At 41.2% G+C, this 24,346-nt stretch carries 13 protein-coding genes; 6 read left to right on the forward strand and 7 right to left on the reverse strand.

What is annotated here, in order from left to right; genetic code table 11:
* Position 1: 1 nt before the first annotated feature.
* Positions 2–3,100, reverse strand: coding sequence for a SusC/RagA family TonB-linked outer membrane protein (locus tag ACFO6W_RS00635; protein ID WP_379993370.1), 3,099 nt, complete (start codon positions 3,098–3,100; stop codon positions 2–4).
* 366 nt (positions 3,101–3,466) lie between these two features.
* Between ACFO6W_RS00635 and ACFO6W_RS00640 the strand changes: the two genes are divergently transcribed.
* The 6 genes from ACFO6W_RS00640 (at position 3,467) to ACFO6W_RS00665 (ending at position 13,255) form a co-directional block, all read left to right on the forward strand.
* The gene (locus ACFO6W_RS00640; protein ID WP_379993371.1) at positions 3,467–3,655 is read left to right on the forward strand and encodes a hypothetical protein; all 189 of its coding nucleotides are present in this window, start codon (positions 3,467–3,469) and stop codon (positions 3,653–3,655) included.
* 86 nt (positions 3,656–3,741) lie between these two features.
* The gene (locus tag ACFO6W_RS00645) at positions 3,742–4,500 is read left to right on the forward strand and encodes a LytR/AlgR family response regulator transcription factor (RefSeq protein WP_379993372.1); all 759 of its coding nucleotides are present in this window, start codon (positions 3,742–3,744) and stop codon (positions 4,498–4,500) included.
* Positions 4,485–5,954 carry a sensor histidine kinase gene (locus tag ACFO6W_RS00650; RefSeq protein WP_379993373.1) on the forward strand — a complete coding sequence of 490 codons (1,470 nt, stop codon included), beginning with the start codon at positions 4,485–4,487 and terminating at the stop codon, positions 5,952–5,954. The genes ACFO6W_RS00645 and ACFO6W_RS00650 overlap by 16 nt, the downstream gene beginning before the upstream one ends.
* A gap of 108 nt (positions 5,955–6,062) precedes the next feature.
* Positions 6,063–8,558, forward strand: coding sequence for a zinc-dependent metalloprotease (locus ACFO6W_RS00655; protein ID WP_379993374.1), 2,496 nt, complete (start codon positions 6,063–6,065; stop codon positions 8,556–8,558).
* A gap of 38 nt (positions 8,559–8,596) precedes the next feature.
* Complete coding sequence (locus tag ACFO6W_RS00660) at positions 8,597–11,890, forward strand: SusC/RagA family TonB-linked outer membrane protein (protein ID WP_379993375.1); 3,294 nt, start codon at positions 8,597–8,599, stop codon at positions 11,888–11,890.
* A gap of 21 nt (positions 11,891–11,911) precedes the next feature.
* Positions 11,912–13,255 carry a RagB/SusD family nutrient uptake outer membrane protein gene (locus ACFO6W_RS00665; protein WP_379993376.1) on the forward strand — a complete coding sequence of 448 codons (1,344 nt, stop codon included), beginning with the start codon at positions 11,912–11,914 and terminating at the stop codon, positions 13,253–13,255.
* Positions 13,256–13,432: 177 nt separating this feature from the next.
* Here the strand turns inward: ACFO6W_RS00665 and ACFO6W_RS00670 are convergent, their stop codons facing one another.
* The 6 genes from ACFO6W_RS00670 to ACFO6W_RS00695 form a co-directional block, all read right to left on the reverse strand.
* Positions 13,433–15,727 carry a glycosyl hydrolase family 95 catalytic domain-containing protein gene (locus ACFO6W_RS00670; RefSeq protein WP_379993377.1) on the reverse strand — a complete coding sequence of 765 codons (2,295 nt, stop codon included), beginning with the start codon at positions 15,725–15,727 and terminating at the stop codon, positions 13,433–13,435.
* A 17-nt stretch (positions 15,728–15,744) separates the two neighbouring features.
* Positions 15,745–17,016: a glycoside hydrolase family 88 protein gene (locus tag ACFO6W_RS00675; RefSeq protein WP_379993378.1), complete on the reverse strand. Its 1,272-nt coding sequence runs from the start codon at positions 17,014–17,016 to the stop codon at positions 15,745–15,747.
* Between the two features lie 3 nt (positions 17,017–17,019).
* Complete coding sequence (locus tag ACFO6W_RS00680; RefSeq protein WP_379993379.1) at positions 17,020–18,930, reverse strand: heparinase II/III family protein; 1,911 nt, start codon at positions 18,928–18,930, stop codon at positions 17,020–17,022.
* Positions 18,931–18,935: 5 nt separating this feature from the next.
* Entirely contained in the window at positions 18,936–20,186 is a 1,251-nt protein-coding gene (locus ACFO6W_RS00685) for a DUF2264 domain-containing protein (RefSeq protein WP_379993380.1), read from the reverse strand.
* 198 nt (positions 20,187–20,384) lie between these two features.
* Positions 20,385–22,271, reverse strand: a complete 1,887-nt coding sequence (locus ACFO6W_RS00690) for a glycoside hydrolase family 35 protein (RefSeq protein WP_379993381.1) — start codon at positions 22,269–22,271, stop codon at positions 20,385–20,387.
* 207 nt (positions 22,272–22,478) lie between these two features.
* A complete protein-coding gene (locus tag ACFO6W_RS00695) occupies positions 22,479–24,338 on the reverse strand; it encodes a RagB/SusD family nutrient uptake outer membrane protein (RefSeq protein WP_379993382.1) in 1,860 nt (619 codons plus the stop codon).
* Between the last annotated feature and the right edge of the window lie 8 nt (positions 24,339–24,346).

A 24,346-nucleotide genomic window follows, 5' to 3' on the forward strand; every position in this document is an offset into this window, starting at 1 on the left:
ATTAAAAACCGACATTAAACCCAAAAGTCAAATTCATCGGAATAGGATAACCATAGTTTGCATTTTCAGGGTCGACACCTGTAAAAGTCTTACTTTTAATAGTCAATGCGTTCTGTGCACTAAAATAGAAACGGAGGCGACTCATTTTCAATTTCTTCGCAAAATTTTCAGGGACATTATAACCGAGCTGTGCATTGCGTAGCTTCAAGAAAGAGCCATTCTCTACAAAGTAAGTAGAGACGCGTTTCTCATTATTTAAATCACTGCGCGACAGTGCAGGAATATCCGAATTGGGATTAGTTGGAGACCAGGCGCCAAGTACACGGTCACCTTTATTCAAGAAACCGATATTAAGACCGCTCCACAGATCAGTTTCTTTCTTCAAATCACTAATTACATCTACACCTTGTACACCTTGCCAGAACATAGTAAAATCAAAGTTTTTATACTCCAGATAGATATTAAGTCCATAGCTGAAAGATGGAGTAGGATCATAAATCCATTGTTGATCTCTTTCATCAATCACACCATTATTATCCAGATCGCGCCAGCGGATACGTCCTAAACCAGCGCCTTCCTGTGTTGCATGATTATCGACTTCTTCCTGAGATTTGAAAATACCGTCGGCTACATAGCCTACCTGAGAACCATTGGCATGCCCAATCACGCTCCGAACACCATTACCTCCAAAAGTTCCATTTGCTGCAACGGTACCCGGCAATGCTGTAATTTCATTCCGATAAGAAGATATATTTGCATTTAAGTCGTACTTCAGACCAAAAGAAGTTTTATTGCGATAGCCGAGATTGAACTCAAAGCCGGTATTCTCCATTTCACCGGCATTAATCCATTGGGTACTGCCTTCCCCCATTGCCGCAATACCTGCCATTTGCACCAAAATATCTGTTGTTTTCTTATAGAACATATCGAATGATCCATACAAACTCTGTTTAAGAACCGAAAAGTCAAGCCCGAGATTGGTTTGGGTCGTTGTTTCCCATTTTATATCATCATTGCCTATTTGGTTACGCTTGAACCCTGACTGTAGAATACTTCCTCCGTTGGTTCCGGCAATATCATAAGAAGTACCATAGCTTTGTCCTCCCGATTCTGTTACACCATAATTAGGAACATAAATAGTATAGCGGGCAATGTTGGATATTTCCTGATTACCTGTCTGCCCCCATGAACCACGGATTTTCAAATCATCGATCCAAGTGAGGTCTTTCATAAAGTTTTCACTGCTTATACGCCATCCCAACGAAAAAGAAGGGAAAGTTGCATATCGGTTATTCTTTCCGAAACGGGAAGAGCCATCATGACGTAAAGTCAATGAAGCCAAATACTTATCATCATAAGTATAATTCAACTTTCCAAAGAATGAAACCAAAGAGAAACCTTCTCCCGAACCGTAAGCCTGTGCCGTGCCCGAACCGGCATTTGGCCACATATAATCGGGATTTAAAATAGAAAAATCTTCTTTATAACCAGAGAAATAGCTATCATCTTCACGGTTAAGTTCCGTACCCACCATCGCATCACCCCGATGTTTGCCTACTTCTACGTTATAAGTGGCAATAGCATTCCACATCCATTTGGTCCAGTGTTCTTGCTTGGCTTCCACGGCGTTCTTGTTATTGGCAACATTCCCTTCAGTGATCGGATAGGTAAAGAGCCGTTGTGATTTCTGAGAATAATCCAATCCGAATGTAGAACGCAGATTAAATCCCTTAAACGGATTGAGGTTTACATAAGCATCACCAAACATGCGCCAGTATGTATAACGGTTATCTGAGTTACGGTCTAATCTTGCAACCGGATTTTCACGGTCTGGATAACCGCCTACAGGGCCTGCATATCCTCCATTGATATCATAAACAGGGAGAGAAGGGTTAAACTGTAATACATTCTGTAAGAATCCTCCCGGAGCCTGTACTTCCGAAGTCCGGTTCAATGTGAAATGCTCTCCGACAGTTAACATTTTATCGATCAGGTTATATTCGGTATTCATACGAGCTGAAAAGCGTTCAAAATCAGTATTTTTTATGATACCCAGATTCTTATAATAACCCAAAGAGAAGAAAGAACTCCCTTTTTCCGAGCCGTTGCTTACTGATACATTATATTGCTGTATAAAACCGGTACGGGTTGTTTCATCAAACCAATCTGTATCTGCTGCCGGAACTGTGTTACCGGAATCAAGATACTTAGACATACTGATACTGTTTAGCTGCGGATACCCGTTTGTATCGTATCCCCAATTGTATTTATAACCCAAAGCATTGGTATTAGGGTCTTGCCCCTCATTTACATAAGCCTGCCACATGGCGCGTCCATATCCTTCGGCATTCAACACTTTCATCTTATTGGTATACATGGAAGCAGCAACAGAAGCATCAAAATTAATTTTCAACTGCCCGTTTCGGCCTTTTTTAGTTGTAATGATGATAACGCCATTTGCAGCACGAGATCCATAGATAGAAGCGGAAGCCCCATCTTTCAATACCTGAATGGACTCGATGTCATTACCATTCAACTCGTGCATTCCTGATTTAGTAGGTACACCATCTATAATATAAAGAGGGTCGTTGTTGTTCAATGTTCCTATACCCCGGATACGGATAGTAGTATTACCACTCGGATTACCATCAGCTGTAATATTCATTCCGGGAACTCGTCCTTGCAAAGCCTTCATCGGATTGTTCTCATTCTGCTTTGCAATTTCATCTATGCTGACTACAGAGACAGCACCTGTCAGATCGGCTTTGCGCTGAGTGGTATATCCCGTTACAACCACTTCTTTTAACATTTCCTGATCTTCTTCCAAAACAATATTCAATATAGCCTCCGCCTTTACCTGAACAGCCTTAAATCCGACATAAGAAATCAGAAGTTCTGTCCCATCCTCAACTGATAGTGTAAAGTTGCCTTCAGTATCGGTAATAGTTCCATTTGTTTTTTTATTAGTATCCAGTACTGTAGCACCAATAATTGGTTCTCCATCAGTTTTGGAAACCACTTTTCCTTGTACTGTCAGGCTTTGTGCCTGAACAATCGTGCACATTAAAAGGAAGAGTGCACATAGAAGTGATTTTTTCATGCCTTCCATTCTTAGATTCTGTTATATTAATGTTTCAAATAGTTATGTTTGATCAACCTCTATCAAGGAGATCATGTTTGTCTTTGGCTTTAACATCCCTTCTACCTCTGATTCCAGATGTAGATAGCCCCATAATATGAGAAAAGAAACAACTTGAAGATTTTCCTTATTTTTTTCATCATGGTATGAATTTAGAAAATTGGTTAATTATTACTATTATAAATCAATCTGCATACAAAGAACTTTTTATTAAAGCATCGGAGCCATAAAAAAATGGTCAAAAGCTATCAAAAATGTTGCTTGGGATTATAAAGCAATGGTATAGGCAGAAAGAACACAACAAGTAAAAATCTCATTATCAAATAAATGAATAAACTGAAGCAGAATGGAGATAAATCAACAATACTGCAAAGAACTCCCTTTTTGCAAACCAGTACACTAAAAGCCAGTACACTTCAAAATACGATAGATAAACTTTTACAGAAAAACAAAATCTCACGTGTTCCCCCATTTGATCCCGTTTCAAACACCAAAGATATTCCTACTATACTCTAAGCAAGATGTTTAAATATGTAAAATAAAAATGCCTCCGGTTCATTTTTTATTACTTTTGTCATTTGTAAGTAACAACATAAACACCAATGAATGTACTAATTGTAGAAGATGAGCATCTTCTGGCGCTGGAGCTGGCCGAGAAACTACTTGATATGGACAGTAATATCAGGATAGTAGGGCAGATGCAGAGTGTTGCTTCTACAATAGAGTGGCTGCAACAAAACGAGTGTGACCTGATCTTTCTGGACATTCACTTAAGTGACGGCAGTTCTTTCGCTATATTCGACAAGGTAGAAGTAAAAAGTCCGGTCATTTTTACTACAGCTTACGATCAGTATGCTATCCGGGCTTTTCAGGTAAACAGTATCGGATACTTATTAAAGCCTGTCGACGATAAGGATCTTGGACAAGCCCTGAATAAATACAAAGAAACAAGAGGCAATTTTATGACCGGATTAGACAATCTGTTAGATTATTTAGATAAGACATCTTTGCCTCAGAAAAAATATCTGAACCGCATCATGCTTAATCTGGGTAAAACTCAAATCCCGGTAAATGTAGAAGATGTAGCTTATTTTATGGCTGAAGGACGTTACCTGTTTGCTATGACAAAGTCAGGAAAAAAATACTTTTACGAAAACACATTATATAAGTTGGAAGAAATTCTTGATAATCGTGAGTTTTTCAGGCTGAACCGCCGTTATATCATAAATTTCAACAGCATCGTTTCTTTTACACCTTATTCTAAGAACCGGATAAAAGTAAAATTATTCCCTGAACCCGGAGAGGAGATTATTGTTAGTTCCGAAAAGATAAAAGAATTCAAGCAATGGTTAGAAAGATAACGGATGGCCTTTTTTCCAGTATATACTTCTGGGTAAGTGTATTTATTCTTTTATGCTTTTTTATGGCGGCCTGGTATGTAAATAACAGTGTAAAAAAAGAAGCTGCTGTCCGGGCTGATGTTATGACGACAAACGTTGCATTGGGTAGTATCCAGATAATAGTCGATATGCTTGATGATTATGATAAGAATCTCTCTCTTATCAAAGTCCTGTTAGAAGACAACGATGAAAAAGATGCTTTACAAAAAATTATCGAAAAAATCAGGGCCCTCGATCCCAGTATTAGTGATATTACTTTAGAGCCTCTAAGCAAAGGACAGAAATATTCTTCGGGCGTTTGGCGCGAGATATATGATAAGGATAATCAGTTGTTTTTCAAATTTTCTCTTGCAGTCAACCAAAACGAAAGGCTTTGTTTACTGGTCAACTTGTTAGATTTTCATAAACGGGTGTCCGAATCCCCGATTCCAAGCTCTGCATATATTACCATCATAAACAAAGGTATATATCTTTACCATCCTAACGAAAAAAAAATAGGCTCTGCCATACGGACGCAGGATATGGAATATGAAAAGCACCTTTTATCAAACCCGAAAGACACGATAATCAATACAAAATCGGATTATCTCGACCTTCCTGTATATAGCTATTACAAACTACATAGTTCAGATAATGAACAATGGCTATTTACCGCTCATCTTCCTGATTTAAGTATAAGTGAATCGATACAAAAGACTGCAAATGATTTTCTGGTCGTTTCTTTACTTGCAATCTTCTCATTTCTAATGGTTTTTGGGTTAGGAATTTATCGGTGGCGAAAAGAAGCGGTTCGCCGTCGGCAAATTGAACAGGAAAATATGAATCTCCTGCTTAAAAGTGAACAACATAAGCAAACTATGATATCTACGGAATTAGAGAGATTGAAAAGCGGGCTGAATCCTCATTTCCTGTTTAACTCTCTCGGCAGCCTGCGCGTACTCATAAGTAAAGACGCGGAAGTTGCCAAATATTTTGCGATTACATTATCCAATCTCTATAGATACATGTTGAAACAGGAAAATCAAAACATTGTTACATTAGTAGAAGAACTGGAGTTTACCGAGAATTATATCAACTTGCAGAAAATCCGGTTTGCGAATAAAATTGTAACGGAAATAACATTATCTGAAGAAATACTGGCTTACAGGATCTTACCTATTTCATTGCAATTATTGGTTGAAAACTGTATTAAGCATACCAAGATATCGGATAGCGAACCGCTTTATATTCGTATTTATGCGGAAGGAGAATTTATCGTCGTTGCAAATAATTATAATCCGCGGGAACAGGATGATGATTATTCCGGGAAAGGTATCGATAATCTTATTAAAAGATATTCAATTTTAACAAAAACAAAATGCACATTCAAAATACAAGATGGATATTATTTTGCTAAAATCCCTCTTCTTTCTTAGCATTATATTCGTAATTAATCACCATTCACTACCTATTTTCGGTTGTTCATTACATTTTTTTTCCTCAGAAGATATTACTTCCTTACTTTTAAGCCAAAGTTATGTCTTATGAGAATTTTATTATTTTTTATTATTTTATTTTTACCATTTACAGTAGAAGCTAACGTTGGAGTATTTAAGAAAAAGAAGGAGAAAGAAAAACCTGCCGAAAAAGTTGAAAAAACGGATAAATTCAAACAAATTACAGATAGCGCGACGTGCGACACAGGTCTTTTCCCTATCTATAAAAAGCAAAATGATTTTTATTTTCTTATTCCGGACAGCCTAACCAGACGCGATTTCCTTATTGTAAATAAAATATCACAGGTACCGTCCAATTTTAATGATGCCGGAATCAATAAAGGCATGAATTTCGAAAGCATAGTCATCCAGTTCGAAATAAACAAAGATCAGAAAAAGGTATATACCTTACAATATAAGCCATTTATTGAAGTATCGGGCCTGACTAAAATCAGTGAAAGCGTTGCCAGCAACTTTGGTATGTCTATTTTAGAATCATTCAATATAGAAGCATATAATCAGGATAGTACAGCTGTATTGATCAAGGTCAATAAGGTCTATGACGGAACAAAAACCAGCTTTAATAATGTGTTCGGAATGACAGGAATCGGTACCACCCCGATAAGCGATTATTCTTATATCTCTACGATGAAAAGCTTTCCGCAAAACATTGTTGTTAAATCTATGCAGACAACTAAAATACCGGGAGCCCGGACAGAAGCCAATCTTACCGTAGAGGTTACATCCAACCTTGTATTATTGCCTGAAACACCAATGACTCCGCGTTTCGAAGATACACGTGTGGGATATTTTACTACCCCCCGCTGGTACTTTAGCGATGAACAACATGAACTTGAAAAAAGAGAAGTAGTGACACGCTGGCGTCTCGAGCCTAAAGATAAAGAAGCTTATTTTCGCGGAGAATTATCTGATCCTGTCAAGCCAATCGTTTTCTATATTGATCCGGCGACGCCTGCACAATGGCGAAAACATATAATACAGGGCGTTTACGATTGGCAGAAAGCATTTGAAGCCGCAGGATTCAAAAATGCAATCATTGCAAAAGAAGTAACCGGCGAAACGGATTTTGACATAGACGATGTCCGTTATTCGGCAGTAACATATGCAGCATCGGACAGGGCCAATGCAATGGGACCATCGGTATTCGATCCGCGTTCGGGCGAGATTATAGAGTCCGATGTTATTTGGTGGCATAATGTAATGACAGCCGTACATTCCTGGATGCGTGTACAAACCGGCGTCATAGATGAAAAATCGAGACTTAACAAGTTCGATGATGAACATATGGGAGAAGCTATTCGTTTTATATCCTCTCATGAAATCGGACATACTTTAGGTTTAAAACATAACATGGGCGCATCATTTTCTTATCCGGTCGATTCTTTGCGCAGCGAATCTTTCTGCTCCAGAATGGCTACGGCAAGTTCTATTATGGATTATGCCCGTTTTAATTATATTGCCCAACCCGAAGACAATGTGACCTCCATTACACCCAAGATAGGAGTGTACGACAAATTTGCCATTGAGTGGGCATACCGTCTTTATCCGGAAAACGACGCACATAAGGAACTGCCCGGATTAAAAACAATGGTAGCGGAGGCCTATAAGAATTCTCAGTATCACTATCTTCCGCAACAGGATATGCGTGAAGCTGTCGATCCAAGGGCCCAGAGCGAAGATTTGGGCGATGATGCTGTAAAAGCCAGTGAATATGGATTGAAGAATTTAAAACATATCGTTCCTGAAATTCTGAAATGGACGACAAAAGAAGGGGACGATTATCTCAAAGCCGGGAAACTGATGAATGATATTATCGGGCAATGGCATCTGTACTCATATCATGTATTGACCAATGTCGGAGGTATGTATGTCAACCGTACAGTCTATGGCGATGGAAACAAAAGCTATGTACATGTTCCCCGCGATATACAAAAGAAATCGGTTCAATATTTGATTGACAACGTTATTTCATATCCCGAATGGTTGTTCGGAGACGATCTTTATAACTATGTGTACCCCATAAAGGAATCTCCTGAAGGGTACAGAGAATATGATCCCTTTGTAAGCTATACAAGCGCGCAATCATTTGTCCTGTGGGATTTATTAAACGATGAACGGCTCGACAGGATGATTAATAATGAGGCTCAAAATGGAAAAATGGCTTATACCGCAACCGAACTGCTGGGAGACCTGTACAAGGCTATTTTTTCAACGACAATACAAGGCCGCCCGTTAAATGTAATTGAAAAAGCGACACAAAAAGGATTTATCGACGCTCTTATTATAGCTGCTGACCGTAATGAAGTCAGTAAAGAGAAGAAAAGCCTGAACAATGAAAATGAAAACTTCAACTCTACCAAGGTTTATTCCGGACTAAAACGGGTTTCAGAATCAGTTTCAATAAAAAGAGGGACATTACTCCGGATCGAACGTTTGATGAAGTCAAGGTTAACCAGTACAGACGAAGCTACCCGCTATCACTATGAAGACATGTTGCTACGCATCGACAAGTCTTTACGTTAAGTAAATTAATTGTTGTAAAAACTAAAAACTGTAAAATAATGAGATTATTAACTCTATTGCTTCTTATTATTTCCACCATCACCCTTTCGGCCCAAAACACCATCCTTATCAAAGGTAAGGTATTTGCCGAAGATGGAACCCCGCTTCCGGGCGCATCGGTATATATCGATAAAAGCACAATCGGAGAGAAAACCGGTGTAGAAGGAATGATTACGAACTATAACATGGGAACTATTGCCGATGCTGAAGGTGAATTTACTTTATCTGTCCCCAAAGGTATTACACATTTAACCTGCGCTTTTATAGGTTTCGAAACGCAGCAAGTGGATATTCGCGGTAAAGCGGTTGTTACTATTACAATGAAAGAGTCTGGAAACGCGCTGGATGCTGTAGTAGTTACCGGTTATCAGACCATAGAACGCAGAAAGCTGACGGCTGCTATTACCACCGTGTCTATTTCGGACGAAAGTGTCGGTACTGTAAACAGTATAGATCAGGCACTGGCCGGACAAGTGGCCGGATTGTCTTCCGTGCTGACTTCGGGTTCGCCCACAGCCCCTGTAAAATTACGTATCCGTGGTACTGCATCGTTAAACGGTACACAAGACCCTTTATGGGTTCTCGATGGTATGCCTCTCGAAGGTACCGATATACCGGCACTGGAGAATGACAACGACCTTGATAATATCCGCCAATCATCTATTGCAGGACTAAGCCCGTCCGATATAGAAAGCATAACAATACTTAAAGATGTGGCAGCCACTGCCATTTATGGAACCCGTGCTGCAAACGGCGTAATCGTTATTACCACAAAAAAAGGGAAGATAGGAAAACCCAGAGTAAATGTATCTACTAAATTAACCTATTCTCCTAAAAGAAATATCGACCGCCTGAATCTGATGAATGCCGATCAAAAAGTAGGGCTTGAACTGGACTTACTAAGATATGATAATATGTATCTGCAAAAAATGGGAGGTGTCCACCAAATATTACAAAATAATAATCTGGTAAACAATTACCTTAATAATGGCTGGAATGCTCTTCCTTCGCAGGTACAACAGGAAATCAATAGCCTGAGGACGATCAATACTGACTGGAACGATATTCTTTTCAGGGATACATTCGACCAGGAATATAATATAAGTGTATCGGGAGGAAGTGACAATATGCAGTATTACAACTCGTTCAGCTATTCTTCCCAGAATGGTAATGTGGAAAAAGTTTCGTCCGATCGTTTCAGCTTAATGAGTAAAACGAATTATAAATTTAATAATCATGTAAAAACGGGCTTAACAATCCATCTCAATCGCCGGACTAACAGTTCATATTTATCTGATACATACGGCAATGCAAATCCGTTGTCGTATTCCCGTAAAGCAAATCCTTACCAACAGCCTTATGATGCTAATGGAAATTACTCATATGATTACAACGTACAGGATAGCGACAGAGGTCTTAAGTTTAATATATTCGAAGAATATGAAAACACGAGCAATAAGACAGATATTACCTCGTCAAACATTATCTGGGATTTGGAATTCCGGCTATTGAGTGACCGGTTGAAACTGACATCCCAACTTGGCATACAGTCAGACAAGACATCGGTAAAACAGATAGCGGAAGAAGAATCTTTCACAATGCGGGAACTTCGTCAGGATAGCTTCAAAGGAGGTAAATCTTTTCTGCCTGATGGAGGTGTTATCAGAAATAATGAAAACGATAACTCACAAGTTGCATGGAAAGGTATGGCCGAATACAGGGATACTTACAACGGCATACACGAATTAGAAGTGATGGGCGGTAGCGAAATCAGGAAAACATGGTATACTACTTTGTATAGCGCCGGATTCGGATATAGCCCTTCAGCAGAAACGACTCAACCAATTGTTTTTCCGGATGCATCCAGTGCACAATTATCCAGATACAGACAGTATCAAAGAATCAGGCAGGTCAATGCCTATGCCTCTTTCTTTGCCACTGCATCTTACTCTTTATTACAACGTTATATACTGGGAGGTAGTATTCGTTTCGATGGTTCGGATCTTTTTGGGGTAGACCCAAAATACCGCTATTTACCTCTTTATTCCGTAAGCGGGTCGTGGAGAATAATGGAAGAACCATTTATGAAAGACCAGAAAAACTGGCTGGATAACCTGGCTATCAGAGCTTCTTATGGTATTCAGGGTAATATTGATAAAAAAACATCGCCATATTTATTGGGTAAATATGAGGTTAGAAGCCTATTACCTGACGGATCGGAGCAAATTATAAGTATAGCCAGTGCGCCGAATGACAAGTTGCGTTGGGAGAAAACAACATCAGTTAATCTCGGTGTAGATCTTTCTGTATTGAAACAAAGAGTAAATCTTAGTGTCGATTATTATTACCGCAAAGGTACAGACCTTATAGGGTTCCAGATGCTGCCGCTCGAAACAGGATTCTATTCTACAAGCATTAACTGGGCAAGTATGACTAATAAAGGTATTGAGATTGCTCTAAGGACTGAGAATATTACAACCAAAGATTTCTCATGGTATACAAACCTTAACTTCGCATATAATAAAAACAAAGTCCTGAAAGAAAAGGTGGGCGACCAAAATGTCCTTCCAAGTAGGGAAGGGTATCCTGCAGGGGCAATATTCGCCCTGAAAACAGACGGGCTGGATGAAGATGGCCTTCCATTGTTTGTAGACAAACAGGGGAATAGGGTCTCTTTAGAAGAACTATATAAGTTACAGGATGTTTGGGGAATAGGCCTGGCCTCCTCGGATGTAACACCGCTTCAGGAACGCGGATTTTACTCATATATGGGAACTAAAGATGCTCCATATACAGGTGGAATACTGAACACATTCTCATATAAGAACTGGGAGTTGTCATGCAATATAGCATATTATCTGGGGGCGCATGTCCAAATCAGGCCGCCTTACAGCAACAGTTCTACCCATATAGGACAAAATACCGATACTTCCATACTGGATAGATGGACTCCCGAAAATCCTGACGGAAAATTCCCGGCTATCTGGGATGGTGTTACGCGCAGTCTTGAGTATGACTGGTATAACTCACGGAATGATATCTATTACAATCTGGATATATGGGTTAAGAAACAAAACTATTTCCGTCTGCAGAATGTCAGGTTAGCATATAATATACCACAGGCATTAACCCGGAAACTGACAATAAATAACGCGACAGTTGCCTTGGAAACCCGCAACCTGCTGGTATGGGGTTCCAGTTACAAGAATTATTTAGATCCTGAAACTATGGGGAATAAATTTGCAACACCTATTCCGCGATCATTTGTTTTTAGTTTGAACTTCAATTTTTAATAACCCAAATCAATGACTGTTATGAAATATATAATACAATTACTACTCTTTAGCGGCATATTGACATTATCATCCTGCGGTGATTACCTCGATATAAAACCTACCGGTAGTGTCATTCCGGAGACATTGGACGAGTACCGCGCTCTACTTACCGGTGCATACAACGGTTTTCCCAGCGACAGGGGAGCTGCCGGATTCCGTGCAGATGAGATGCTGGTCAATGAGGCTGACGAGTATGATATGGCTAACTATGGTGATATACAGATATGGATCGACCGGCCGTCGAGTGATGCGTCATTCAGAACCGGGTGGCTTTATTATTACTATACAATATTTATAGCTAATGAAATAATAAATGCATATAATGACAAAACAATAAAAAATGGTTCACAGGAAGAGGTAAATCAGCTAGCGGGAGAAGCTTATATGATGCGTGCTTATTGCCATTTCATACTTGTCAACTTCTATGGTCAGCCATATACTAAACCCGGAGCTCTGACAACAAAAGCCGTTCCCCTAAAATTAAATAATGATCTAGAGGCTGTACTGACAAGAAACACTGTTGAAGAAGTCTACAAATCTATACTGGATGATATGACTGTGGCCCGCTGGCTTATCAATGTGAAAACGTGGGATGAGAATAAATATCTATACCGGTTCAATACAACTTCGGTCTCTGCTTTCGATGCCAGAATAGCTCTCTATATGGGTAATTGGGAAAGTGCGTATAACAAAGCTGAAGAGGTTATTGCAAATCAGGCATATCTGGAAGACTTAAATGCGGCCGATGCCGTTGTCCCTACTTTGTACACATGTGGAGAAGTTATTACAGCAATGGAATTGACTCCTAGTCAGCAGGTTACGAGGTCAGCTTTCCTGACTCAAACATTCATTGATATGTATGATGCCAATGACCTGCGTTTTGGGTTCTATTTTGAAGGCCCGAATTATAATGGCTATTACTCAAGTAAAAAGACAGGATACACGCAATACCGGCAAACATTCAGGACAGGGGAGTTTTATCTCACATCTGCCGAAGCGGCAGCCAACAAAGATGATCTGTCGCAAGCCCGTAAACGTTTGCTGGAACTTATGAAAAAGCGGTATAATCCGGCAGGCTATAGCGTGAAGGAAACAGCCGTAAATGCAATGTCTAAATCGGAGTTGATTGAAGAAATATTAACTGAAAGAGCCCGTGAATTGGCTTTCGAAGGACACCGCTGGTATGACCTTCGCCGTACAACACGCCCTCAGATTATCAAAGAAATAAATGGGCAAACATATACCTTACAGCAAGATGATCCCCGTTATACGATTCAGATACCTAAAGAGGCTATTCAAGCTAATCCCGGTTTAGAGAACTAAAAGTATATAACCATTTTAAATTAGATACACACTACTTTTTTATTATATAAATAGAATTGAGATGACTGATTATCAATATTATTGACAATCAGCCGTCTTAGTTCTATTTTATTATTTATGCATAGTTTTGTTGTATCAGTAAAATAATCTTTCAATATAAAGAAAAATCACTCAAAATTATCGTTTATAACCGTAAGGGTTACATTCCTCCTTTGGATGTTTTACTGGTTTTGGGATTATAGTATCCAAAGTTTCGTCCGTCAACTGTATAATATCTCCCTTCCGGGTACTTATACTGATCAGCCCTTTAGCCTTGTCGATGACAGAAAAGTCTGTTTTTGCCCCTTTAGCCTGCTGTACTCTCAGATTATCCGTATTCATGTATGTCTGTACCCGGCATTCTCCACCTTTTTCACTTTCTATCTGTATAAATACGGTTTTCCCTTTATAACGGGAAGCACTTACCAAAAATGCACCTTCAGCCCTGAAATTGATAAAAGAAGCCTGCGCCCAATTCTCCGGAACCGCCGGGAAAACCCTTATTTTTCCACCCCATGATTGCAAGAACAGCTCTTGCAGGGAAGCGGCTCCTGCCAATGGAGTCTCTATAACCGGACCAGTCTCCCTGTATAAAGTATTAGGACGGATATACTTATCTATTAATTTCTGCAACTGGGCTACAGCCTTTTGTCCGTCGCCCATCATTGAATACATGGATGATGAACCCGTAAACGAATATCCTTGCAGATAGTCAGGCATACTTTGCCAGTGAGATATACTTTTAGAAATAAGCTCCCTGTTTTCCGGTTGTTCCCAATTAACCATATGAAGCGGATAAACCATCAGTAGATGAGAATAATGCCTGTGAGAACCGGTCAGATTAACATTTTCACCTATCATATATCCTTTCTCCGGATCGACCGGATAATCGACCAGATTATCTATAAAATCCTTCCATTCAGGAACTTTTACATCGCCCAATTTATATGTTGTATTTATCTTCAGTAAGGTATTCAAGCCCCACCGGAGCAGGGACAAATCATAGTTGCAATCTCTGGCAGACTTGTACTCGGGAGATGCAGTTTCCGGTAGATGATATTTTCCATCTTCTCTTTTTTCTTTTATATGCGTATAATATGCTATGCTTTTCTTCAACAAAGGATAAAATTTTTCCAATAATTCGTTCTCATCCTGTAAATACACGCAATATTCATAATAGTAGTATAATATCCAGGTCAGATTACCTGTCTCATAGAGCATTTTATCCTCCATATCCGCCTTCAGGGGAGAGAGCAAATGATAACTGGTACTACGCCCCATTACTATAGCATCTTCTTGCCACTCGTTAACAGATGTGTTCTCTGCCAGATTTTGCAAATTGTCATTTAACGATTTCCACAAAGGTTCGGACATTTCTGCACGATTGGCAGTGAATAAGGGAGAATAAGTTAATTGAACATTAAGGTTCATCCAAATTGCAGGCCATGGTGTTTTCTCCATTGCCCATGGCCCCTGAAGGTCTATAATATATTTATCGGGGCGGGTTATACAACCTAACTTGTATTGTTGTATCCAATAAAAGCTTTCCATTTTAGAGTTCCCGAAAGAAACAAAACTAGATGGATAATATGCGTGCCACCATTGTTTATGGCTGCTTTCCAAGGCTACTGGACTTTCCTTGATAGCATCCCTTATTGTTTTTTTAGCTTTGTCAATAGCCTGTTTTTCTGTTTGCTCCTGCGAGATGGTTATAAAGATACGACGGGAATTTCCCTCTTTTATTTCGTGCCATGCCACAATGTAACTTTTCCCGCCCAGTAAATTTTGTACAGACAGCTTGTACTCTCCATCCGTATATATTTTTACATCAGGATTCGGATTGTCTATATATTCCTGTGGATAATCTTTATTTCCGAACGTATAGCGCGGACTTATGGCTTTTAAGGCATTCCAGTCCCATTGGAAACCATTTTCTTCCCCTTCTGTGTCTGTTTCCAATACGATAATATCTCTGGTTGCATGCACATAACTCTTAAAAGAGATTTTTCCTTTATCTGTTATTATATTTCCCGTTGTAGTTGCATCCCACAGGTTGAGTCTCATATTTTCGGAAAGCGGCGCACCAACAGGCTTCATCAGGAAATATCCGATAGGAAGCCTTGCTCCGTGATACAGGTTCCTGTATTGTGATTTATCTGCCGGCATCCTACCTTCGGTAACATCGACCCTTCCTATATGAAATTTATAGGCTTCTCCTTCTTTATAGATATTATTTCCCAGAAGTCCGTTTCCCATTATGGCTCCCGAATAATAATCCGGAACTATTCCGGTCCAAACCAAATCATGCTGTTGCAGGAATGTAGCCCAGTCTATACCCCGTGGAGTAACTATCTGTTGTGCATGAAGAAGCCCCGTAAACAGAAACACCGCTAGACTGAAAGCCAATCCGGAATATATAAAATTTATCCTCATAATCAAATACTTATAAATTAGTCTTGGTAGAGAGTATTATTTTGACTATTCATATTCCTGTATCTGATCAACGCTTCCAGAAAATAATAGTCAGCATAAACCAGTGGCTTGTCTATTTCAGATTTGTGAGGTATACTTCCCACACTATGCATCAATAGAAAACCGGCATTTTCACCTAATGGAGCCCTATATGCCGGAGATGCCAGACTATAGAGCATTTTTATAGCGTAATCCAGATACTCTGGTTTATTAGCATACCCGCTCAGTTCGAATAATGCAGAACATACTATGGCAGCTGCGGAAGCATCTCTCAGTTCTTTCCCCGGGAATTCTACGGCATATGATTTCCCTTCTGCCGCATATCCGGCTTCACCTGCATTGAAATCCCATAAAGGAACCATGTCTTCGGGCAGATTCTTCAGGTACATTTCAGTCGCTTTAATAGCTGCATCGAGGAATTTTGGATCTTTTGTTTCACGATAGACCATGGTGAAGCCGTATATAGCCCAAGCTTGTCCGCGCGACCATGTGGAGTTGTCACTAAATCCCTGACAGGTTGCCTGATCCAGTACATTTCCGGTTATTGTATCATAATCAACAACATGGTATGTGCTGAAATCCTTCCTGAAATGGTTTTTCAATGTCGATTCGGAATGTTTTACAGCAATGTCATAATATTTTTTATCACCACTTACCTTTGATGCATAAAAAAGCATTTCCAGGTTCATCATATTGTCTATGATTACAGGATAAAACCATTCTGTTGTATCATTCCAGTTTTTGCGGTAATTCCATGACTTGATTGTCTGTGTCTTCTCGCTGAAACGCGAAGAAAGGGAATTCGCACTTTCTATCAGGATTTCCTTATACTCCGGTTTTGGGTCCAGCCTTTCGGCATTGCCATAGCTGCAATACATCATAAAGCCCAGATCGTGGTGTCCTGTAAATGTTTTTAGCGGCTCCAGCGATGTGGTCCATTTTTCTGCCATGTCTCTCCATTTTGTTTCACCTGTAAGTTCGTACAAATACCATAATGATCCCGGAAAAAATCCGGGAGTCCAGTCATACATACTTGTGACAGCCAGTTCCCCGTTCCTTTTCATTGTCCGGGGATAATTATTACCTGTAGGTTCTCCCACAACCTGCAACATTATATCCGTCTGGGCTGTGGCAAATTTCACATTACCTTTTATAAAGTCCTCTTTTTCTCTTTGCTTATTCTGACATGCTGCAACCAGCGATATCATGGCAAACGTAAGAAAAAGCAGTTTAAAATTTCTCAAATTCATTTTTTAAGCTTTAATAAAAATTTTATAGATCCCCCTGTTATTTATTTTTTTTGCATTTAATGATATTCTGACTATTTCATCTCCCCATACTCCGGATAGCCTGATATCATCTAGTTTTATATTTTCTGATACCGGATCAAAGATATTTTTATCATATATCAGCTGATATGTTTTGTTTTTTATTGTAATTTTTACAATGCCCGGCTGCGAAGCATCTACTTTTCCGGAGGTCATGAAATTCAATTGGTTTGCTGTCCGAGCATTCATTATATCATAATTATCTTCTATTACAAGGCTGTTTTTCGATAATTTATAGCTTCGTATCCATTTGTTTATTCCGGCTTCGGCAGGATACGATTGCGAAACGTCCAGAACGAAAGTTTTGTTATTTTTATCGGCTTTCAAATCTTTAGCCTTATATTTTTTACCAAAGTTTTGAGAAAAGCCGTTGATTCGCGGTATATTGTGATAGTCGCTCTGCATGGTCCATATCGTATAACGCTCGCTGCTGAATGTTTGCCTTGTATATGTCCCCACTCCTACATCTATGAAAACAGGTTCGTTACCGGCATATAAAGAAAATGTCCCGGTATCGTTGTGGTTATGGCTTTCATCATTATATCCACCCTTTGCCGCAAAGAACAGTTTCCCTTCGCTCATATAGCAGAATTCTGTATCCGGATACCATGTAAAAGGAGTGGCAATATGGACAGGACTGAATTTATCTATTTCCTTATCGGATGACAGATCAGCCAAAAGCCTGTATGTGTCACGGGATGTGGATATTTTTTCAGGTTTTTCTTTTTTCAGATAAGAAGCGAATTGTTCCATTTCCGTACTTTTCACCATGTTGCCGTATCGGTAAATCAGGCGGTAGTCCAAGCTGCTTTTAGCCGAAGCGTCGGCAAAATTTACGACCCAGCCGTTACCTATATATGAGCGTGCAATATATTCGCCCATATTCCTTATCATAGGGTCTGAGAATATAGATATTCCTCCATTAGTCGCATCATACAGTATTTGCAGATAATCATACATTTTCCCGGCAGCGTGCCCCCAGTATGAAGGGCCTTCTTCACAGGCGCCGTCATCGTGGTTATAGTTGATGAATTTGTCGACGGATACCATTGATTTGTAAACTCCTTTCAGCAAACGGTCCTTGTCTTTTTCTACCAAAAGAAAACATTGTATAACATTGGCGTTACACCATGGGTTCCAGTTGTTTACAAAAGCGCTTTCTGATGTAGCATTTGTCGCCATCCACCAGAAACGGGTTTCGTTCAGATACGGGGTCAGAATACGGTTTTCGATTTCGTAGTGCAAACGTTCCGAGATGAGCGGATTTATTTTATCAAATTCCTTATTCAAGAAGTAATATATCCAGGAAAACGTTGCCCCTACATCGCCTGACACCAGATCTATGACATGGTCATTAAGATTTGGAAATGAACCTCGTACACGTTGTAGAGCCAGGTGTGCGGAAATAGACCATGATGTCATTTCACATGCTTGAAAGATTCCATTTGTCAATTGATCCATGAACCTGCCTTTGCCTTCGGCCATTTCAGCTATAAAAAGGGATGAAACAGCATTCAGGTTACCATTGTATATTCTTTCCATAATGCTCCGGTCACCGCTTCTGGTATATTCGAGGTAATCGGTCGCCTTAACTACTTTCCATTCATAGTTAAGATATTTTTCCCCTTGTTCTATCAGATAAGTTTTGTTTTCACCAAAAAACTGATCCCAGTTATCCCGATCCGAATAGTTCGGATAACGTACCCATTTTTGATCTGTAACAAGCATACTTCCCAGTTTTTCCTGACCGGCTGCTTTCTGCAACAAATCCCGGTCTTTATATGCATTGGCGGATAGACATATCAGAAGTAAACAAATAGTCAATACTCTTTTCATACTTCCTATTGTTTTATAGATTCATGATAATCTTTTAGAAACGGTTTTCCACTCCATGCTTTTTGTGAGGTCCATTCTTCGGCAGGTGAAGTCCAGAATGCATGGCCGGCAGGTAGACCTAACGGCAGGAATACCAGGGATGTTATATACAGGCTGCCTGCATTGGTGTAATAATCGGCCAGATCAGGTTGATGCCCGACAAAACCGAGTTGCAGATAACCCTCTTTGTTAAAATTGCCTCCTACGGAAAACATCCTTTTCATAACACATGTAAGTGCATTCCTTACCTGTCCGTTAGTCATCGTTTCAGGCAGGCCGTATTTCCAGGCAGAAAGGGATAATGCCTGAAAAGCACCCATACGGTATGTCATAGAGCGCCCTACGGCCGGAAAGGATGCTTCCGGTGAGATCAGGCGTTCTACTAACTGGTTATACCGTTGCATACGTCTGAGGGCCAGATCGAATTTCACCGGACTGTATATTTTCTTGCTTTCCATTACTTCTATGATTTCAACATACATAGGATGCATTACGTATCCGTTGTAATAATCGAGGGAATATTCCGGCCCGTCGGCGTACCATCCGTCTCCAAGATACCATTCATTTATTTTGCGAATAGCAACATCGAGTACATAACCGTCATATTCTTCATCAACCGATGCCAGAAAAGCTTCTATCATGGCTCTGAATAATAACCAGTTGTTGTACGCCGGTCTGATTTTACGAAGGCTCTTAAATTCTTTGATATACCGGTCCTTGGTTATCTGATCCAGCGGATTCCATAAAGCCTTTGGAGCACGGATAAAGCTATTGGCTATGTAAGCAGCATCTACAAGTATCTGATTTGAACCGCTCCATAGCAGGTAATCGGGATTTTCCGGATCGACAGCGTTTGCATAACTCAGCAAGGCCCATTCCCGCATTTGTTTTCGTTGCCTGCCTTCAGGAGTGTTATCATCCGGGAGATTAAGCCAGGGGGCAACACCGGCAATTAAACGGCCGAATGCTTCCATGTAAGCTACGTTTTTGTTCCGTCCGTCCCAGCTAGGGCTATATTCCACTATCATGTTCTTTTTCAGTTCCCCTTTACTCATATTGCTAAGGACAGGTTCTGACATCTTATAAAGCAAATCTACCCAGTAAGCCCTGTCGCTTACCTGCTTCTGCTCATTGTTATTGTTCTTCTGAGGAAATGTATTTACACCCAAACTTAAACATAAGATCAGGAGTATGAATCTTTGTATATTAGTTCTCATTATTTGATAATCTTATCGTAATTACTGATATTTCAGTTATAATCAAGACTTACGGTTATAACGTCCCTATCCTCACTGTCACTGAAGAAACTTTCCGTACTCATCATACCGGAATAACTCTATTTAAAGACTTGACCGTTTAGAAAAATGTCTGCGCAACAAAGGGGAATACCACGTAGGAATATTTTTACGGTTATACTAATTTACATTCAGTTTTGTCAGCACCGGCACTTTTACCGTTTTCACTTCCGAATGTACCTTATCGTTCTGCTGCTCGAAGATAGCTATTTCATTCTGTCCTTTCCTGAGCCATACGCCTGGAATGTAAAGTGTTTGCTGAGGTCCGACTTTCCAGTAGCGACCGATATTTATACCGTTGATAAAAATAATGCCTTTGCCCCAGTCTTCCATGTCGATAAAGGTATCGCCCGTTTCATCCAGATTGAAGGTACCAGTATAAAGAGCCGGCCGGCCCTTTATTTTTCCGGCGGCACCCAACTCATATACATGTGATCTATCCATTTTATCCACAGCCGGAGCTTCATTCATCGGCACCTGGTACATCTCCCATTCACCTTCTATAATATTCCCGTTGATTATAACGGGACTGATAATCCCTTTCGTATTGTGTATGATCTCCGACCCGTAATTGATACGGCCCATATTCTCTACAAATATTTCCAGATTGGAATTAAAAGGAATATCAATATCCATCGAATAGTTCTTAAAATACCTGTTCAACTCGCCTACCTTTTCCCCGTTCACGTATACCAGCGCATAATCGCGAAGGCCTTCTATCTCAAGCTTGCCGCTTATCGGCTGATTGAAATGACGGGAATACAGAATATAGCCGTATCCCTGCTTCAATTGTTCAAAAGTCATCGGCTTATCGCTTTGTACGGGTTTCCGGGCTCCGATCACTTCCATCATATCGGCAACCTTAGTCAGTTTGATAGAAGGTATCTCGATCAATGGTATTGCGGCCGGGGCAGGAGGAAGTTCATACGTCACATATTTCCGGATAACATTGCGTACCGAGTCGAATTTAGGTGTGACCCATCCGGCTTCGCTGACAGGAGCATCATAGTCATAGCTGGTCAGATCCGGCTGTATATCATGCTTTTTATCATAGTTCGCTCCACTGGTAAATCCGAAGTTCGTTCCGCCATGCACCATATAGTAATTGATGGATACCTCATTCTGCAGATATTTTTCCGTCTGACGGGCAATACTTGCAGCGCTCACTTGCGGATGCGGTTCCACCCAGTGAGCAAGCCATCCCGGATAAAACTCGGCAACCATATAGGGGCCTTTCCCCCCATTATACTCGTTCACCACCTTTTTCAGATTCTCAATGTTGCTCTCGCCATTAGCCGTAGGTAAAGCTCCGGGTGTAGCGCCTCCTTCGAAAAGCCAACTGCCGTCGGATGTGAACATAGGTACGTCAAAGCCGGCATCTTTCAGTTGCTGAACGATCTTAGCATTGTAAGCCCTGTGCTCTTCCAAGGGAATATCTTTCCGTTGAGATACATAAGAGCCGAATTCATTTTCGGCCTGAACCATAACAATCGGCCCCCCCTTTGTGATCTGGAGGTTTCCGACTTCCTTATATAAGCGATCCATATACAGCCGGGTATATTTCAGAAACTGTTCATTATCCCTTCTTAGTTCCAGACCTTCGACATTCTGGAGCCACCATGGATACCCTCCGAATTCCCACTCGGCACATACATACGGTCCGGGGCGAAGTATCACCATCAGGCCTTCTTCGCCGGCTGTCTTTATATATCCGGCAAGGTCCTTATCCCCGGCGAAATCCCATTTTCCAGGTTCCGGTTCATGCGCATTCCAGAATACATATGTAGCCACGGCATTAAGCCCCATTGCTTTCAGCATTTGCATACGGTGACGCCAATATTGATGAGGAATGCGGGCATAATGCATTTCACCGGATATAATTCTCACCGGTTTCCCGTCGTACACAAAATCCCCGCCTTTGATTCCAAAGCTGTGCTCCTGGGATTGTAAGGCTAATGAAAAAAACAGGGACAGATATAACAGAAATAAATAGTTTTTCTTAATCATAGATGATACATTTATATTATTTATTCATTATTTAAAAGACGGTTTATTTCTAATCCTATATGATGTACACAAGTTAACAAATAATTATCTGAATACAACAGTCTTGGTTATTTATTTTATACATATTTCGCTACAAAAGAAATAATTGTATTCCATCATAATAAGGGTTACCCCAAAAAGATGAGGCAACCCTTATTGTCATTTACATTAGTATTGCCATCCCGGAGTCGGGGTTAAATTCGGATTTTTCTCTATTTCGGTGCGGGGTACAGGCCAGATGCTGTAGTCATTGTACGTACTCCACAGATTGGTTGCTGCGGGCCGGTTGGAGCGTCCGCCGAGAATGTTGTGCGCACCTCCATCGTAGATAGAGAAGCCGCCAGCCTTACCTTCGTATTTCACTTTCTTCAGAGTACCCCATCGCAATTCTTCATAAAAGTCCACGCCTTCGCCCACGAACTCGCGTCGTACCTCGTTCCGGATTTTCTCCATGGCGTCTTCTTTTGAAGTAAAAGTATAGCCGGGCATATTCACCGACGAACGGCCACGCACTTCATTGACTTTAGAGGCTGCATCCGTGAGACTCCCATTCTGCTGTACTATAGCCTCAGCCCACATCAGCAGCACCTGTGCATAGCGCATGATAGGTTCGTCTATAGGATTATAGTCGCGGCTCTCAAGGTTGGCCCCCTCAATGATAAACTTGCGGTGGTAGTACATGAATCCTGTGGCGTTCGCATCGTTCAGCGAAAGGTCATTAACACCGGTCTGGCTGAGGTGCTGGTTTCCGCCTTTCACAGGATAGCGGTAGACGGTGTTCACCGCCACATTGCCTCCGTTCGCGTCCAGCCCGAAGAACTCGCTGTAAGGCGTAATGACGTTGAATCCCAGACGCGGGTCACGGTCGGCATATACCAACTTGATGCGTGCTTCATTACCTTCGGGCAGGTAGGCTGGCTTGGCAGAGTTATTCTTAAAGATGGTATTTGTCGCCACCCAGCTAGGGTCATCACTCTTCGTGTCGCGCACGAAGTAGACTTCCCGCTCTGAAGGGGTCATGGCACTGTAGCCCGGGATGGCTTCATCCCAGTCGAACGGTGAACCGTTAGTTTTCTCATATAGATCCACCACGGCGGGATTCACCATGTAGTCGGCCCAGCCGTTACCGCCTGCCTTACCACCTGCCGAACGTGTGCCGGCGTATTTCTGGATAATGGAACCGAAGCCGTTCTCTTCGATATTGGTAAGAGAGAAGATCATCTCTTCACAACCCTCGTTAGCCTGCGTAAAGAGCTGCTTATAGCCTCCCTGGAACAGTCCGAAGCCACATGCTTTTACCTTCGAGAAGTCATCGGCCGCTTCGGCATACTTCTGTTGGAGTAGCCGCGCCCTTCCGCGGAAAGCGTATGCCGCGCCCTTACTGGAACGTCCCTTTTCGAGATACTTGCCGGGAAAGTTAGGTTCGTTGATGGCATCGGTGAGGTCTTGTTCCACAAGAGCCCACACTTCGTTTTCGGGACTCTGTCCCCTGTTGCATTCTTCGGCAGCCACAGGTTCGGTGTAGACGGGCACGCCCAGACCGTTCCGTCCGTACAACTCATTCAGGCGCATATAATAGTAAGCCCGCATGAACTTGGCTTCGGCTGTCAGGCGTCCGCGCTTTTCTGCTGTGATGCCACCGGCAGTCGGCAGATTGGCAATGGCGTCGTTAGCACGGTGTACGCCTTCATATAACTTCTTCCACATAGTGCTGAACAATCCGTAGTTGGCGTCGGCCACCCCTGTGAGGTATTTCACTTCGAAGCGAATTTCACCCGACACGCCCAGTATCTCGAAAGGGACACAGTCGGATGCGCTGTAGTCACCTGCATTGTTGGAATAGAATCCCCAGTTACGCATGGGCGCATACACACCCGCCACTCCCTGGTCGGTAAGAGCTTCGTTAGTCCACATGGTTCCGCTCGCCACGGCGTTTGAAGGAACAGTGTCGAGTACATCGGTGCAGGCTGCTATTGCAAAAGCGAGGGTGGCAGCTACTGTCAGATAGGTTATTTTTTTCATGTTCATAGTCTTCC

Source organism: Dysgonomonas termitidis, assembly GCF_042654545.1.
Classification (GTDB): Bacteria; Bacteroidota; Bacteroidia; order Bacteroidales; family Dysgonomonadaceae; genus Dysgonomonas; species Dysgonomonas termitidis.